This window comes from Streptomyces malaysiensis subsp. malaysiensis (genome assembly GCF_040653035.1).
GTDB classification, from domain to species: Bacteria; Actinomycetota; Actinomycetes; order Streptomycetales; family Streptomycetaceae; genus Streptomyces; species Streptomyces malaysiensis.
This window is the reverse complement of sequence record NZ_JBEZNG010000049.1, coordinates 19,404-32,061: the sequence shown is the minus strand read 5'-3', so window position 1 is coordinate 32,061 and position 12,658 is coordinate 19,404. Positions and strand designations below refer to the sequence as shown.

The following is a 12,658-nucleotide window of genomic DNA, read 5'->3' as shown; positions in this document are numbered from 1 at the left end:
CGGACAAGCGGAAGTGGGGACAGGAGTGCGGTCACAGGCGCGGGGCGCGGAGCCGCCCGTGGTCGAGGACGGGCTCTCGCGGCGGATGCTGCGCAACGAGACGCTGCTCGTGCTGGCGCTGTCCCTCGGCGCGAGCGCGCTTTCCGCGCTGATCAGCTTCATCGGCTCGGTGACCAAACCGGGCGGACTGAAGGACCAGGCGGCCACGCTCAACTCCTCGGCGGCGCCGGGGCGGCCCTGGCTGGACCTCGCCTGGCAGCTGTTCGGCATCGCGACCGCGCTGGTGCCGGTCGCGCTCGTGGCCCATCTGCTGCTGCGCGAGGGCGCAGGGCTCCGGGTGATCGGCTTCGACCGCGACCGGCCGCGGTTCGATGTGGTGTGGGGCGCCGTGGTCGCGGCCGCGATCGGCGGGACCGGGCTGCTGCTGTACCTGGGGGCGCGGGCGGCCGGGGGCAATCTGACGGTGGTGCCCGAGTCGCTGCCCGATGTGTGGTGGAAGATCCCCGTACTGATCGCCTCCGCCGTGCAGAACGCGGTGCTGGAGGAGGTGGTCGTGGTCGGCTATCTGCTGCGCAGGCTCGGACAGCTGGGCTGGACCCCGATGGCCGCGCTGCTGGCCGGCTCGGTGCTGCGCGGCTCGTACCACCTCTACCAGGGGATCGGCGGCTTCTTCGGCAATATGGCGATGGGCGTGATCTTCGTGCTGCTCTACCGCCGCTGGGGGCGGGTCGGGCCGCTGGTCGCCGCCCATGCGCTGATCGACATCGTGGCCTTCGTCGGATACGCCCTGCTGGCGGGGCGGGTGGGCTGGCTGCCCACGGCCTGATGCGCTGAGCCATCGTCTTCGGCGGGTCTCGGGTCGGCGGTTCGCCGCGGAGCCTGCGGTTCGCCGCGGGTTTCAGGCCGGTAGCGCCCCGGGTCTCAGGCCAGCAGTTCGCCGTCGATGACCGTGACGGCGCCGCCCGTCAGCAGCGTACGGTCGCCGCGCAGCGCGGTGCGGACCAGGCCGGTGCGCGCGGACACCTGGAGCCCGGTCAGCTCGTCCCGGCCGAACCGGGCCGACCAGTAGGGCGCGAGCGCGGTGTGGGCGCTGCCGGTGACCGGGTCCTCGTCGATGCCGACGGCCGGGGCGAACAGCCGTGAGACGAAGTCGTAGCCGCGTGAGGGGTCCTCGGCGGCCGCGGTCACGATGATGCCCCGGTGGCTGATCCGCTTGAGCGCGGCGAGGTCGGGGGCCAGGGAGCGCACGGTCTTCTCGTCGGCCAGCTCGATCAGGAGATCGTCGATGTACGGACCGGCGTGATGGGCGGACACGATCCCGGCGCCGAGCGCCGCGGCGACCTCGGCCGTGTTCCCGGGCACCTCCAGCTCGGTCAGCGAGGCCGTGGGGAAGTCCAGTGTGATCGTGCCGTCGTCGTCGGCCGTGGCCGACAGCACCCCGCTGAGGGTGGCGAAGCGGACCGTGCCGGTCGCCGTTCCCGTGGTCTTCAGGACATGGGTGGTGGCGAGCGTGGCATGGCCGCACATGGGCGCCTCGGCGGCCGGGGTGAACCAGCGCAGCGCCCAGTCGGCCGCCGCGGCCTCGGGGAGCGGGTGGGCGAAGGCGGTCTCGGCGAGATTGACCTCGGCGGCGACCTGCTGGAGCCAGCCGTCGTCCGGGAAGGCGTCGGTGTCGAGGAGGACGACCCCGGCCGGGTTGCCGGCGAAGGGGCGCTCGGTGAACGCGTCGACGATTCGTATCCGCATACCGCCGACCGTAGGCGGCGGGCGGCGGTGGAGCCATGGCCAATCGCCCGGGCGTGGCTCCCCCGCCCCTCCGGGTGATGGGCGGGTGCGGGGGTTGGCATTCGATCGGTTCCGATATATCGTTGAAGTGTCGTGATGGATCGACGATAGAAAGGAGCATCACGATGCGTTCACATGGACATGGACGAGAGCACTGCGGACCCGGCCACCGCGGCCGGGGTGAAGGCGAGGGGCGGCGTGCGGCCTTCGGCCCGTTCGGCCCCGGTTTCGACGGTCCGCCCTTCGGCGGCCCCCCGTTCGGCGGCCGTGGCCGCGGCGGACCCGGTGGCCGGATGCGCGGGCGGGCGCGGCGCGGCGATGTGCGCGCCTCGATCCTGGCCCTGCTGAAGGACCGCCCGATGCACGGCTACGAGATGATCCAGGAGATCACCGAGCGCAGCGGTGGAGCCTGGCGGCCCAGCCCCGGCTCGGTGTATCCGACGCTTCAGCTGCTCGAGGACGAGGGGCTGATCGGCAGCGAGAGCGAGGGCGGCAAGAAGCTGTTCGCGCTCACCGACGCCGGTCGCGCCGAGGCCGAGGCGGGGCCCGCGGCCCCGTGGGAGGAGGCCGGGCGCGGTATCGACTGGGAGGCCATGCAGGAGGTCCGCCAGGCGGGCTTCGGGCTGATGGAGGCGTTCGCCCAGGTCTGGCGCACCGGCAGCGCGGACCAGCGGCGGAAGGCCGTCTCCGTCATCAATGAGTCGCGCAAGCGGCTGTACCTCATCCTCGCCGAACAGGAGGACGGCGAGCAGGAGGAGAGCGAGCGGGAAGAGGGCAAGGGCGACGCCGAGCGGGGCGGCGAGAGCTGAGCCCGAGCGGACGGGGGCACGCCCGTACGGGGGCGGCGGACCGGGGCGCGGGGCCTAGACGACCAGCGCGCCCAGCTTGCGCAGCGATTCATTGAGCGCGGTGGTCGCCGAGTCCTTGAGCTTCCCGGCCATCAGGGAGACCGCCGCCCCCATGAAATCCCCGTCGATCCGCACCGTGGTGGCATCGCCGTCCGGTGTGAGCGAATAGCGCATGGCGAGGTTCACGCCCATCGGGCCCTTGCCCCGGGTGGCCAGCAGCCGGGCGGGTTCGCACTCCTCGACGGTCCAGGTCACCTCGGCCGGAAAGCCCATCAGCTTCATGTTCTCCTGATAGGTCGCCGCCACTTCCAAAGTGGCCGGGCCGCCCTGCGGGAAGCTGGTGTGGGTGGCGTTCCAGTCGCCGTACGAGGAGAAGTCCGTCAGCCGGGTCCAGACCTTCTCGGCCGGTGCCTCGATGCGTGTCTGCGCGCTGACCTCGGCCATGGGGGAGTCCCTTCGGCGCGTTGCTGCGGGGCGTGGTGCGGTGGTGGCGGGCAACGTAGCCCCGGGGCCCGGAACATTCAATACTGACGGGTCGTCAGTTATCTCCGGTCCGCGTTTCCCTCCTCCCCGGGGAGGAGATCCGGTCATCCGCGCACAACCACGGTGGGATGCGCACATGCTTCCCGGCGAGGATGCTCCGGCCGCAAGGGACTGATGGGGTGAGAGTGTGCGAAGTCGTACCCTTTCCGCCGGCCCGGACGACGCCCGATGCGAGGACGGAGTCAGTGACGTGGTGGCCGTCGTGATCGAGGGGGCCCGCCGGCGCGCCGTGCGCGATGGTGACGCGCAGATCGACACCGCCCATCTGCTGCACGGCCTCCTGGAGTCCGACCCGGAGGTGCGGGACGCGTTTCCCGGCGGCCCGCCCCAGGTGATCCGGCTGCTGGGGTATCTGGTGCAGCGCGCCATCGGCTACGGGCTCCGGTGGAGCGGCACCGTCGAGGACTCGGGGGCGGCGGCCGGGAGCGGGCCGGCCGGCTGGTCGCCCGCCGCGGCGGCCGCCCTCGATGCGGCGGTCCGGCGCGCCGCCTCCCGTGGCGCGTCCCGCGCCGTCGGCCTCGATCTCCTGGCCGCGCTCGTCCACGACCGGGAGTGTCGTGCCATGGAGGTGCTGCGGCGCGCCGGTGTCGCCGTCGAACCGCTGGTCACCGCGCTGGCTGGGGAGACCTGCCAGCAGTCATCGGGATGACGGTACTGACGCGAGCTGCCATGATGGCCTGGTGCGCATATCGGAAGGCCACTCACAGCGAAGGAACGTCGGCCTGGGGCTCGCCCTGGTGTCGGCGTTCGCCTTCGGCGGATCGGGCGTCGCCGCCAAACCGCTGATCGAGGCGGGGCTCGCACCGCTCGAGGTCACCTGGCTGCGGGTGACGGGAGCGGCTCTGGTCCTGCTGCCCCTGGCTTGGCGCCATCGCGGGCTGCTGACCCGGCGCCCCGGACTGCTGGTGGGGTTCGGCCTGCTGGGCGTCGCGGGAGTGCAGGCGTGCTACTTCGCGGCGCTCTCCCGGATCCCGGTCGGCGTCGCGATGCTCGTCGAATATTTCGCGCCCGCGCTGGTGCTGGGGTGGGTGCGGTTCGTCCAGCGCCGTCCCGTGAGCCGTGCCGCGGTGATCGGGGTCGTCCTGGCCGTCGGAGGGCTCGCATGTGTGGTGGAGGTCTGGTCCGGGCTGGGCTTCAACCTCCTCGGACTGCTGCTCGCCTTGGGCGCGGCCTTCTGCCAGGTGGGCTATTTCGTCCTCGCCGACCACGGCAGCGACGGCCAGGACCCGGCGGATCCGTTCGGCGTCATCGCCTACGGACTGCTGATCGGGGCCGTGGTGCTGACCGTGATCGGCCGCCCCTGGGGCATGGACTGGACGGTCCTCACCGGCCGGGCCGATCTGGCGGGCGCCCGCGTCCCCGCCCTGGCGCTGCTCGCCTGGATCGTGCTGGTGGCGACGGTGATCGCGTATCTCACCGGGGTGCTGTCGGTGCGTCGGCTCTCACCGCAGGTGGCCGGGGTGGTCGCCTGTCTGGAGGCGGTCATCGCGACCGTTCTGGCATGGGTTCTGCTCGATGAGCACCTGGGCGTGGCGCAGGTCGTCGGCGGTGCGGTGGTGCTGAGCGGCGCACTGATCGCCCAGACCTCCACCCCGAAGGCGGTCACCGCCGAGCCGGTGGCCGCCTCGGCGCCGGTGGAGGAGGAGCGGGAGTTCTCGGCGGGAGGATGACCGCACCGCCTTTTCCGCCGCCCCGCACACAATGGCGCGGAGGGCGCGATGAACCCGGTGGGCGTGGCGGCCCGATGGGTGGCGGGGCGGCCGGTCAGAGCCGGGTGAGGTAGTCGGGCATCGGCGTGTCGGGCGCGAGGTCGTCGGCGGGCACCGGCGCGCCGTACACACGGGTCACGGGCACCACGCCGCTCCAGTGGGGGAGTCCCAGATCCTCGGCGTCGTCACTGGGCCCCCCGGTGCGCAGCTTCGCGGAGACCTCCTCGAGGTCGAGACGGAGCACGGCGGTGGCGGCCAGCTCCTTGGTGTTCGCGGGTCGGGAGTCGGCGGCGCGGCCCGGCACCACATGGTCCACCAGGGCGTCCAGGGCCGCGGTGCGCTCGGCCCGATCGGTCACCGGACGGGCGGTGCCGTGCACCACCACCGAGCGGTAGTTGATGGAGTGGTGGAACGCCGAGCGGGCCAGGACCAGCCCGTCGACATGGGTGACGGTGAGACATACCGGCAGCCCCGGCTCCTCGGCGCCCGGCGCGCCTGCCATGCGCAGCGGGCGCGCCCCCGTCGAGCCGTGGAGGTACAGCCGCTCCCCGACCCGGGCGTAGAGGGTCGGCAGGACGACGGGCGCGCCGTCGCGTATGAAGCCCAGATGGCAGACGTAGCCGTCATCGAGGATCGCGTGCACCACCTCCCGGTCGTACGAGGCGCGCTCACGGGAGCGGGTGGGCACGGTGCGGTCGGTCGGCGCGTAGGCGCTGTCGGGCGTGTGGGTCGCTGTGGTGGCGTCCGGTGCGGGCATTTGCGTTCTCCATTGCACTAGTGCAAAATAGTGTTTGTGCTAGGAGAATATCCGATCGTGGGTCGTCGCGCAGCCGAGATCGCGGCCAGTGTGGAGCGCGCCATCGGCGCCGGTGAGCTGTCGCCGGGTCAACTGCTGCCGCCTTTGCGGGAGTTGGCCGGGCGGCTGGGTGTGAATCCCAATACGGTCGCGGCCGCCTATCGCGTGCTGCGCGAACGGGGCGTGATCGAGACGGCGGGGCGCCGGGGGAGCCGGGTGCGCTCCCGCCCCTCCAGTACGCCCCGTGAGTGGATCGGTGTCGACGCCACCGGCGCGCGCGATCTGACGAGCGGCAACCCCGACCCCGCCCTGCTGCCCTCGCTCGGCGCGCCGCTCGCGGCGGCCGCGGCCCGCGCGGCGGAGCGCCCCACGCTGTACGGCGCGCCGGACGTCGTCCCCGAGCTGGCCGAGCTGGCCCGGGCTGCCCTCGACGCGGACGGGGTGCCCGCCGGGCCGGTCGCCGTCACCTCCGGTTCGCTCGACGCGATCGAGCGGGTGCTGGCCGCGCATCTGCGCCCCGGTGACGCGGTCGCCGTCGAGGACCCCGGCTGGGGCAGCCTGCTCGATCTGATCCCGGCGCTCGGGCTGCGCGCCCTCCCGGTCGGGGTCGACGACGACGGACCGCTGCCCGAGCGGGTGGAGCAGGCGCTGACCCAGGGCGCGCGGGCGCTGGTGGTCACCGACCGGGCGCAGAACCCGACGGGCGCGGTGGTGAGCGCGGCCCGCGCCCGTGAGCTGCGGACCGTGCTCGCCGCGCACCCCGCCGTGCTGCTGATCGAGGACGACCATGGGCACGGCATCGTGGACGTCCCGCTGCGCCCCCTGGCCGGCGGCACGGACCACTGGGCGCTGGTCCGCTCCACCGCCAAGGCGTACGGCCCCGATCTGCGGCTCGCCGTGCTCACCGGCGACCCCGTCACCCTGAACCGGGTGCGCGGCCGTCAGCGGCTGGGGCCGGGCTGGGTCAGTCATCTGCTCCAGGACGCGGTGGCCTGGCTGTGGCGGACGGGCGCGGTCGACGCGGCGGCGGTGGCGGCGTCGTACGACACGCGGCGCGCCGCGCTGGTGCGGGCGCTGCGGGAGCGGGGGATCGCCGCGTACGGGCGGAGCGGGATGAATGTGTGGGTGCCGGTCCCGGACGAGACCGGCGCGGTCGCCCGGCTGCTGGCCGCGGGCTGGGCCGTCGCCCCCGGGGCGCGCTTCCGGGTGGCCTCGTCGCCGGGGGTGCGGCTGACGGTCTCGCCGCTGGCCGCCGACGAGATCGCCCCGGTCGCCGACGCGGTGGCGGCGGCGACCGGGGCGACGGTCTCGGGACGGCTGGACTAGGACCCTGTCCGGTGAATCCTCACGATCCGCGACACGGCCCGCGAACGTCCGCCGGACGGTGCCCGGGACGTGCCGGCGCGCCGCTGGGTCAGCGCCGCGCCGATGAGGACGATCACGGCGCCCACCGGTGTGTTCCAGGTGAGGTGTTCCCCGAGGATCGCCACGCCGGCGGTGGTGGCGATCACCGGGACGAAGTACGTGACCATCATCGCCGTCGTCGGGCCGACCTCGTCGACGAGGCCGTACTGCACCAGGAACGCCACGCCGGTGCCCAGGGCACCCAGGGCGAGCACGGAGAGCAGGGGCAGCGCCGGGAAGGAGGTGGGCGTCGTCGCGAACACCGGTGCCACAAGGGCGAGTTGGACCGTACCGAGCAGCAGTTGGCCGCCGGACATCGACAGATGGGAGTGGCCCGTGTCGCTCAGCGTGCGCCGGACGTACTGCCAGCCGACGGCGTAGCTGGCCGAGGCGATCAGCGCCAGCGCGGTGCCCAGCGGGTCCTGGCCGGAGAAGCCCTGCCAGGCGCCCAGCACGATCAACACGCCGATGAAGCCGAGCCCGAGACCCGCGACACGCTGACGGGTCGGCCGGTCGTCGGAGACCACGACCACCGCGAGCAGCATCCCCCACAGCGGCGACGCGGCGTTGCAGATACCGGCCAGGGTGGAGGGGATGGTCAGCTCGGCGTAGGCGAACAGCGAGAACGGCAGCGCGTTCAGGAAGAACGCGGCCACCGCCAGATGACCCCAGACCCGCGCCCCGCGCGGCAGCCGCTCCCGCTTCACCGCCAGCGTCACCAGCAGTACGGCGGTGCCGAACAGCATCCGCCCGAGGGTGACGTACAGGGGTGCGAACGCCTCATTGCCCACCTTGATGAAGAGAAAGCTGAAACCCCAGACCAGGGACAGTGCGCCGAAGCGGACGCGCCAGTCGAGGAGCGGTCGGCGAACGGGGGCGGAGGAGGGCTCGGCCGTGGTGGCGGCGGAAGGGGGTGCCGAGGCGGTCGCTGGGGTCATGCCCTTACGATGTCGGTTGCAACCTCTTAGGACAAGCGAGAATTCGTTCGCGATATAACGTAGTATCCCTTACATGTTGAACCTCGATCGCCTACGGACACTGCACGCCGTGGCCCGTCACGGCTCCGTGAGCGGGGCCGCCGAGGGGCTGCATGTCACCACCTCCGCCGTCTCCCAGCAACTCGCCAAACTGGAGCGGGAGACCGGTCAGCAGCTGCTCGCCAAGAACGGGCGCGGGATCCGCCTCACCGACGCCGGGCGGCTACTCGCCGACCACGCGGCGCGCATCCTCTCCCAGGTGGAGCTGGCCCAGGCGGATCTGGAGGCGCAGCGCGGCCACGCCGTCGGCGAGCTGCTGCTGGGCGCGTTCCCGACCGCCGTCCGCGGTCTCTTCCCGGACGCGCTGAGCCGGTTGCGCACCGAGCATCCGCAGCTGAATGTGCGGCTCCAGGAGATGGAGCCCGATGAGTCGGTGCCCTCGGTGGTGCGCGGCGACATCGATCTGGCCGTGGTCCTGGACTGGTACAACAAACCGCTGCCGATGCCCGGCGGGCTGGTGAAGGCCGCCCTGCTGGACGACCCGGTGGATGTGGCGATGCCCGCCGACCACCCCCTCGCCGACCGGCACGCGGTCGAGCCGGAGGACTTCGTGGACGACGAGTGGATCTCCTGGCCCAAGGGCGGGTTCTGCTACGACTGGCTGATGGTGACCCTGCGCGGCAAGGGCATCGAGCCGAGGATCCGGCACACCGCGCATGAGCACCACACCCAGCTCTCGCTGATCGCCGCCGGGCTGGGCATCGCCGTGGTGCCCCGGCTGGGCCGCGGCCCGGTGCCCGAGGGGGTGCGGATGGTGCCCGTCAGCCAGCCCACGATGCGGCGGCACATCTACGCGATCTGGCGCGCGGACGCCGACCGCAGGCCCTCGATCCGGGCGGCGGTCGAGGTGCTGCGGTCGGTCGGCGAGAAGATCGTCGACTGACGCGCGGCCGAACCGCGAGCCCGGTCCCGGCTCCGGTCCCGGGCGCCTCAGCCCTGGGGCAGCTTGCGGAAGTCCCAGGAGCGGATGGCCTCGGGGGTCAGCCGCAGCCAGGCGTGACGGCCGTCGTGCGGCATGGCGTCCAGACCGAAGTACTTCGCCGCGAACATCCGCTCCGGCGAGTCGAGTTCGGGGCACGACACGCCGGTACGCGGCTCCTCGCCGATGAGGACCGCCTCGCCGGAGAGCTCCACCCCGCGCAGCTCGCCGTAGTCGTGCCCGTCGTCGACCACCACCGCGATCCGCGGATCGCGGCGCAGCTCGGCCCAGCGGCGGCTGCGGGTCAGGGAGTACAGCCACAGGGCGGTGCCGTCCCAGCAGAACCACAGCGGGCTGATATGCGGCCGCCCGTCCGCGGCCACGGTGGCCACCCGGCAGGTGCGCTGCTCGGCGAGGAAGGCGTTCAACTCGTCCTGGCTCATCATGATGCGGCGCCCGCGCCGCTGGGTGACGGTCATCCGGCCCTGTACCTCCCGGTAACTGGATACGCGGCACAGGATGATTGCTCTTCCTTGATGACGCAAGGGACGCTACGCTCCCGCGCCGTGACCCCGCCTCCCCGGGAAGACCTCCTGGAACTGCTCCGGCCGGAAGGCTGCGCCCTGCTCACCGTCGAATGCCAGCGCGGTGTGGTGGGGCCCGACAGCGCGCTGCCCGAACTGGCCGCCGTGGCCCATGAGTCCGGTGCCCTCGGGCGTGTCGCCCAGCTGGTGGCGGCCGCCCACGACACGGGCGTCCAGGTGCTGCACGCGGTGGCCGAACGGCGCGCCGACGGACGTGGCGCGAACCGCAACGCACCGCTGTTCCGGGCCGTCGAGCGGCTGCCGGTCCGGCAGCTCACCGGAAGCGCGGCGGTGCGGATCGCCGAACCGGTTCCGGTGGCGGCCGAGGACCTGGTCGTACGGCGGCTGCACGGCCTCTCGCCGATCGCCGGGACCGATGTGGACGCGCTGCTGCGCAATCTGGGCTGCCGCACGCTGGTCATCACCGGCGTGTCGGCCAATGTGGCGATCCCCGGCGCCGTCTTCGACGCCGTCAACCTCGGCTACACCGCCGTGGTGCCGGAAGACGCGATCGCCGGGGTGCCCGCCTCGTACACCCCGGCGATGGTCCGTCACACCCTCTCCCTCGTGGCCGCCGTCACCACGGCCGAGGAAGTGGCCGAGTGCTGGCGGAGGACGGCCGTCACGCCATCCAGATCGAGCTTCCCTGCACCTTGATCTGCGCGCCGGGCAGCGGCTTCTGCGCCGGTCCGCCCTTCACACTGCCGTCGGTGATGTCGAACTTGCTCTGGTGGCACGGACAGTTGATGGTGCCGCCGGTCACATCGCCGACCGAGCAGCCCTGGTGGGTGCAGATCGAGGAGAACGCCTTGAACTCCCCCGCCGTGGGCTGGGTCACCACGACCTTGTGGTCCTTGAAGACCATGCCGCCGCCCTCGGGGATCTGGGAGGTCTTGGCCAGTTCCATACCGTCCCCGCCGGCCGACTGGCCGCCGCCCTCCGCGCTCTGCGACGGCTGCGAGCCCCCGGCGTCCTGGGCGCTGCCCGCGTTGTCGCTGTCCGAACCGCCGCCGTTGTCGTCCTTGCCGCATGCGGCAAGCGTGGCGGCCAGCCCGGCCGCTCCGGCGGCGGTGACGACGGCACGACGGGTGGTGCCCTGCCCGGTGATCGCCGACTGCGTCATGGTGGTGCCTCCTGCTCAGGGGGACGTTTCACCCTTCCATACGGAGCGCGGGGCCGCCGCGTTCAGCCGCCTGCGGGCGTCCTCGGGCCGGGGCCGGAAAAATCTCTTTGCCGACCACCCCGCCGTGGCATGAGAATGCCTGGCCATGGGACATCTGGAGGCCGCGCACCTCGCCTACTTCCTGCCCGACGGCCGGCTGCTGCTCGGCGATGTGTCGTTCCGCGTCGCGGAGGGCACGGTGGCCGCCCTGGTCGGGCCCAACGGGGCGGGCAAGACCACGCTGCTGCGGCTGGTCTCCGGTGAGGTGGAGCCGCACGGCGGCACGGTCACCGTCAGTGGCTCGCTGGGGGTGATGCCGCAGTTCATCGGCTCGGTGCGCGATGAGCGTACGGTGCGCGACCTGCTGGTGTCGGTGGCCCAGCCCCGGGTTCGCGACGCCGCCCGCGCGGTCGACGAGGCCGAACTGGCGATCATGGAGCGGGATGACGAGGCCGCCCAGATGGCCTACGCCCAGAGCCTGAGCGACTGGGCCGAGGCGCGTGGCTACGAGGCCGAGACGGTGTGGGACATGTGCACCACGGCGGCGCTCGGAGTGCCCTACGAACGGGCGCAGTGGCGCCAGGTGCGCACCCTCAGCGGCGGCGAGCAGAAGCGGCTGGTGCTGGAGGCGCTGCTGCGCGGGCCCGACGAGGTGCTGCTGCTCGACGAGCCCGACAACTACCTGGACGTACCGGGCAAGCAGTGGCTGGAGGAGCGGCTGCGCGAGACCCGTAAGACCGTGCTGTTCATCAGCCACGACCGGGAGCTGCTGGCCCGTGCGGCCGACCGGATCGTCAGCGTCGAGCCGAGCCCGGCGGGCAGCGACGTATGGGTGCACGGCGGCGGCTTCGCCACCTACCACGAGGCCCGCGAGGAGCGGTTCGAGCGCTTCGAGGAGCTCCGGCGGCGCTGGGACGAGAAACACGCCCAGCTCAAACGGCTGGTGCTGGACATGCAGCGGTACGCGGCCCGCAGCGATGAGATGGCCTCCCGCTACCAGGCCGCCAAAACCCGGCTGCGGAAGTTCGAGGAGGCCGGGCCGCCCCCGGAGCCCCCGCGCAAACAGGACATCACCATGCGGCTCGCGGGCGGCCGCACCGGGGTGCGGGCGCTCACCTGCCGGGCGCTGGGTCTCGAGGGGCTGATGCGCCCCTTCGACCTCGAGGTCTTCTACGGCGAGCGGGTGGCCGTGCTGGGCTCCAACGGCTCGGGCAAGTCCCACTTCCTGCGGCTGCTGGCCGGCCGGAGCGTGGCCCACCAGGGGGAGTGGAAGCTGGGCGCGCGGGTCGTGCCCGGCCACTTCGCCCAGACCCACGCCCATCCTGAGCTCTTCGGGCGTACGCTGGTCGACATCCTGTGGACCGAGCACGCCCGGGACCGGGGGCGCGCGATGAGCGCCCTGCGCCGCTATGAGCTGGACCGCCAGGGCGACCAGACCTTCGACCGGCTCTCGGGCGGTCAGCAGGCCCGGTTCCAGATCCTGCTGCTCGAACTGGCCGGGACGACGGCGCTGCTGCTGGACGAGCCCACGGACAACCTGGACCTGGAGTCGGCCGAGGCGCTACAGGACGGGCTCGCGGCTTACGAGGGCACGGTGCTGGCGGTCACCCACGACCGCTGGTTCGCGCGGTCCTTCGACCGCTTTCTGGTCTTCGGCTCGGACGGTGTCGTCCGCGAGACGGCGGAGCCGGTCTGGGACGAGCGCCGCGTGGACCGGGTCCGCTGAGCGCTCCGCAGGGAATGCCCCGGCTGCCCGGCACCGCTCCCCTCGCCGCCGAGCCGGACATGCTCCGGCCGCCGTAGGAGACACACCGGCACCGTACCGACCGCGCGTCGATACGGTGCCGATGCCACCGACCGGATGCGGTCCA

14 protein-coding genes are annotated in these 12,658 nt (G+C 72.7%); 8 read left to right on the top strand and 6 right to left on the bottom strand.

The genetic code is table 11. The annotated features are described in order from the left end of the window. Nucleotides 1-85: 85 nt before the first annotated feature. A complete protein-coding gene (locus AB0E24_RS44445; RefSeq protein ID WP_217489759.1) occupies nucleotides 86-826 on the top strand; it encodes a CPBP family intramembrane glutamic endopeptidase in 741 nt (246 codons plus the stop codon). A 95-nt stretch (nucleotides 827-921) separates the two neighbouring features. On the opposite strand, the gene AB0E24_RS44440 is transcribed toward AB0E24_RS44445, so the two are convergent. Beyond that, on the bottom strand, nucleotides 922-1,746 hold the full coding sequence (locus AB0E24_RS44440; protein ID WP_359385595.1) for a PhzF family protein: 825 nt from the start codon (nucleotides 1,744-1,746) through the stop codon (nucleotides 922-924). A gap of 164 nt (nucleotides 1,747-1,910) precedes the next feature. Between AB0E24_RS44440 and AB0E24_RS44435 the strand changes: the two genes are divergently transcribed. Further along, a complete protein-coding gene (locus AB0E24_RS44435) occupies nucleotides 1,911-2,594 on the top strand; it encodes a PadR family transcriptional regulator (RefSeq protein ID WP_173963347.1) in 684 nt (227 codons plus the stop codon). Nucleotides 2,595-2,648: 54 nt separating this feature from the next. On the opposite strand, the gene AB0E24_RS44430 is transcribed toward AB0E24_RS44435, so the two are convergent. Further along, nucleotides 2,649-3,077: a type II toxin-antitoxin system Rv0910 family toxin gene (locus tag AB0E24_RS44430; RefSeq protein WP_359385593.1), complete on the bottom strand. Its 429-nt coding sequence runs from the start codon at nucleotides 3,075-3,077 to the stop codon at nucleotides 2,649-2,651. Nucleotides 3,078-3,303: 226 nt separating this feature from the next. Between AB0E24_RS44430 and AB0E24_RS44425 the strand changes: the two genes are divergently transcribed. Together AB0E24_RS44425 and AB0E24_RS44420 are read left to right on the top strand one after the other, a co-directional pair. Further along, nucleotides 3,304-3,825 (top strand): Clp protease N-terminal domain-containing protein, encoded by a 522-nt coding sequence (locus AB0E24_RS44425; RefSeq protein ID WP_079153757.1) that lies wholly within the window; start codon nucleotides 3,304-3,306, stop codon nucleotides 3,823-3,825. A gap of 31 nt (nucleotides 3,826-3,856) precedes the next feature. After that, nucleotides 3,857-4,846: an EamA family transporter gene (locus tag AB0E24_RS44420; RefSeq protein ID WP_093706753.1), complete on the top strand. Its 990-nt coding sequence runs from the start codon at nucleotides 3,857-3,859 to the stop codon at nucleotides 4,844-4,846. A 94-nt stretch (nucleotides 4,847-4,940) separates the two neighbouring features. Here the strand turns inward: AB0E24_RS44420 and AB0E24_RS44415 are convergent, their stop codons facing one another. Then, nucleotides 4,941-5,642, bottom strand: coding sequence for a pyridoxamine 5'-phosphate oxidase family protein (locus AB0E24_RS44415; protein ID WP_359385590.1), 702 nt, complete (start codon nucleotides 5,640-5,642; stop codon nucleotides 4,941-4,943). A 36-nt stretch (nucleotides 5,643-5,678) separates the two neighbouring features. Between AB0E24_RS44415 and AB0E24_RS44410 the strand changes: the two genes are divergently transcribed. Next, a complete protein-coding gene (locus tag AB0E24_RS44410) occupies nucleotides 5,679-7,007 on the top strand; it encodes an aminotransferase class I/II-fold pyridoxal phosphate-dependent enzyme (RefSeq protein ID WP_359385588.1) in 1,329 nt (442 codons plus the stop codon). Here the strand turns inward: AB0E24_RS44410 and AB0E24_RS44405 are convergent. After that, nucleotides 7,004-8,023, bottom strand: a complete 1,020-nt coding sequence (locus AB0E24_RS44405; RefSeq protein ID WP_232564316.1) for a DMT family transporter — start codon at nucleotides 8,021-8,023, stop codon at nucleotides 7,004-7,006. The two genes, AB0E24_RS44410 and AB0E24_RS44405, sit on opposite strands and share 4 nt — an antisense overlap. A 73-nt stretch (nucleotides 8,024-8,096) precedes the next feature. Between AB0E24_RS44405 and AB0E24_RS44400 the strand changes: the two genes are divergently transcribed. Further along, complete coding sequence (locus AB0E24_RS44400) at nucleotides 8,097-9,005, top strand: LysR family transcriptional regulator (RefSeq protein ID WP_079256511.1); 909 nt, start codon at nucleotides 8,097-8,099, stop codon at nucleotides 9,003-9,005. Nucleotides 9,006-9,052: 47 nt separating this feature from the next. On the opposite strand, the gene AB0E24_RS44395 is transcribed toward AB0E24_RS44400, so the two are convergent. Continuing rightward, nucleotides 9,053-9,520, bottom strand: a complete 468-nt coding sequence (locus tag AB0E24_RS44395) for a pyridoxamine 5'-phosphate oxidase family protein (RefSeq protein WP_069873728.1) — start codon at nucleotides 9,518-9,520, stop codon at nucleotides 9,053-9,055. 57 nt (nucleotides 9,521-9,577) lie between these two features. On the opposite strand from AB0E24_RS44395, the gene AB0E24_RS44390 reads away from it, so the two are divergent. Further along, nucleotides 9,578-10,282: an isochorismatase family protein gene (locus AB0E24_RS44390; protein WP_359385585.1), complete on the top strand. Its 705-nt coding sequence runs from the start codon at nucleotides 9,578-9,580 to the stop codon at nucleotides 10,280-10,282. Here the strand turns inward: AB0E24_RS44390 and AB0E24_RS44385 are convergent. Further along, the gene (locus AB0E24_RS44385) at nucleotides 10,248-10,748 is read right to left on the bottom strand and encodes a Rieske (2Fe-2S) protein (protein WP_069873732.1); all 501 of its coding nucleotides are present in this window, start codon (nucleotides 10,746-10,748) and stop codon (nucleotides 10,248-10,250) included. The two genes, AB0E24_RS44390 and AB0E24_RS44385, sit on opposite strands and share 35 nt — an antisense overlap. 145 nt (nucleotides 10,749-10,893) lie before the next feature. Between AB0E24_RS44385 and AB0E24_RS44380 the strand changes: the two genes are divergently transcribed. After that, a complete protein-coding gene (locus AB0E24_RS44380) occupies nucleotides 10,894-12,513 on the top strand; it encodes an ATP-binding cassette domain-containing protein (protein WP_069873734.1) in 1,620 nt (539 codons plus the stop codon). Nucleotides 12,514-12,658 lie beyond the last annotated feature (145 nt).

What these genes read in the sequence shown, in the direction of transcription:
- AB0E24_RS44445 (WP_217489759.1), top strand. Translation starts at nt 86, where the DNA reads ATGCTGCGCAACGAGACGCTGCTCGTGCTGGCGCTGTCCCTCGGCGCG.
- AB0E24_RS44440 (WP_359385595.1), bottom strand. Translation starts at nt 1,746, where the DNA reads ATGCGGATACGAATCGTCGACGCGTTCACCGAGCGCCCCTTCGCCGGC.
- AB0E24_RS44435 (WP_173963347.1), top strand. Translation starts at nt 1,911, where the DNA reads ATGCGTTCACATGGACATGGACGAGAGCACTGCGGACCCGGCCACCGC.
- AB0E24_RS44430 (WP_359385593.1), bottom strand. Translation starts at nt 3,077, where the DNA reads ATGGCCGAGGTCAGCGCGCAGACACGCATCGAGGCACCGGCCGAGAAG.
- AB0E24_RS44415 (WP_359385590.1), bottom strand. Translation starts at nt 5,642, where the DNA reads ATGCCCGCACCGGACGCCACCACAGCGACCCACACGCCCGACAGCGCC.
- AB0E24_RS44405 (WP_232564316.1), bottom strand. Translation starts at nt 8,023, where the DNA reads ATGACCCCAGCGACCGCCTCGGCACCCCCTTCCGCCGCCACCACGGCC.
- AB0E24_RS44400 (WP_079256511.1), top strand. Translation starts at nt 8,097, where the DNA reads ATGTTGAACCTCGATCGCCTACGGACACTGCACGCCGTGGCCCGTCAC.
- AB0E24_RS44395 (WP_069873728.1), bottom strand. Translation starts at nt 9,520, where the DNA reads ATGACCGTCACCCAGCGGCGCGGGCGCCGCATCATGATGAGCCAGGAC.
- AB0E24_RS44390 (WP_359385585.1), top strand. Translation starts at nt 9,578, where the DNA reads ATGACGCAAGGGACGCTACGCTCCCGCGCCGTGACCCCGCCTCCCCGG.
- AB0E24_RS44385 (WP_069873732.1), bottom strand. Translation starts at nt 10,748, where the DNA reads ATGACGCAGTCGGCGATCACCGGGCAGGGCACCACCCGTCGTGCCGTC.
- AB0E24_RS44380 (WP_069873734.1), top strand. Translation starts at nt 10,894, where the DNA reads ATGGGACATCTGGAGGCCGCGCACCTCGCCTACTTCCTGCCCGACGGC.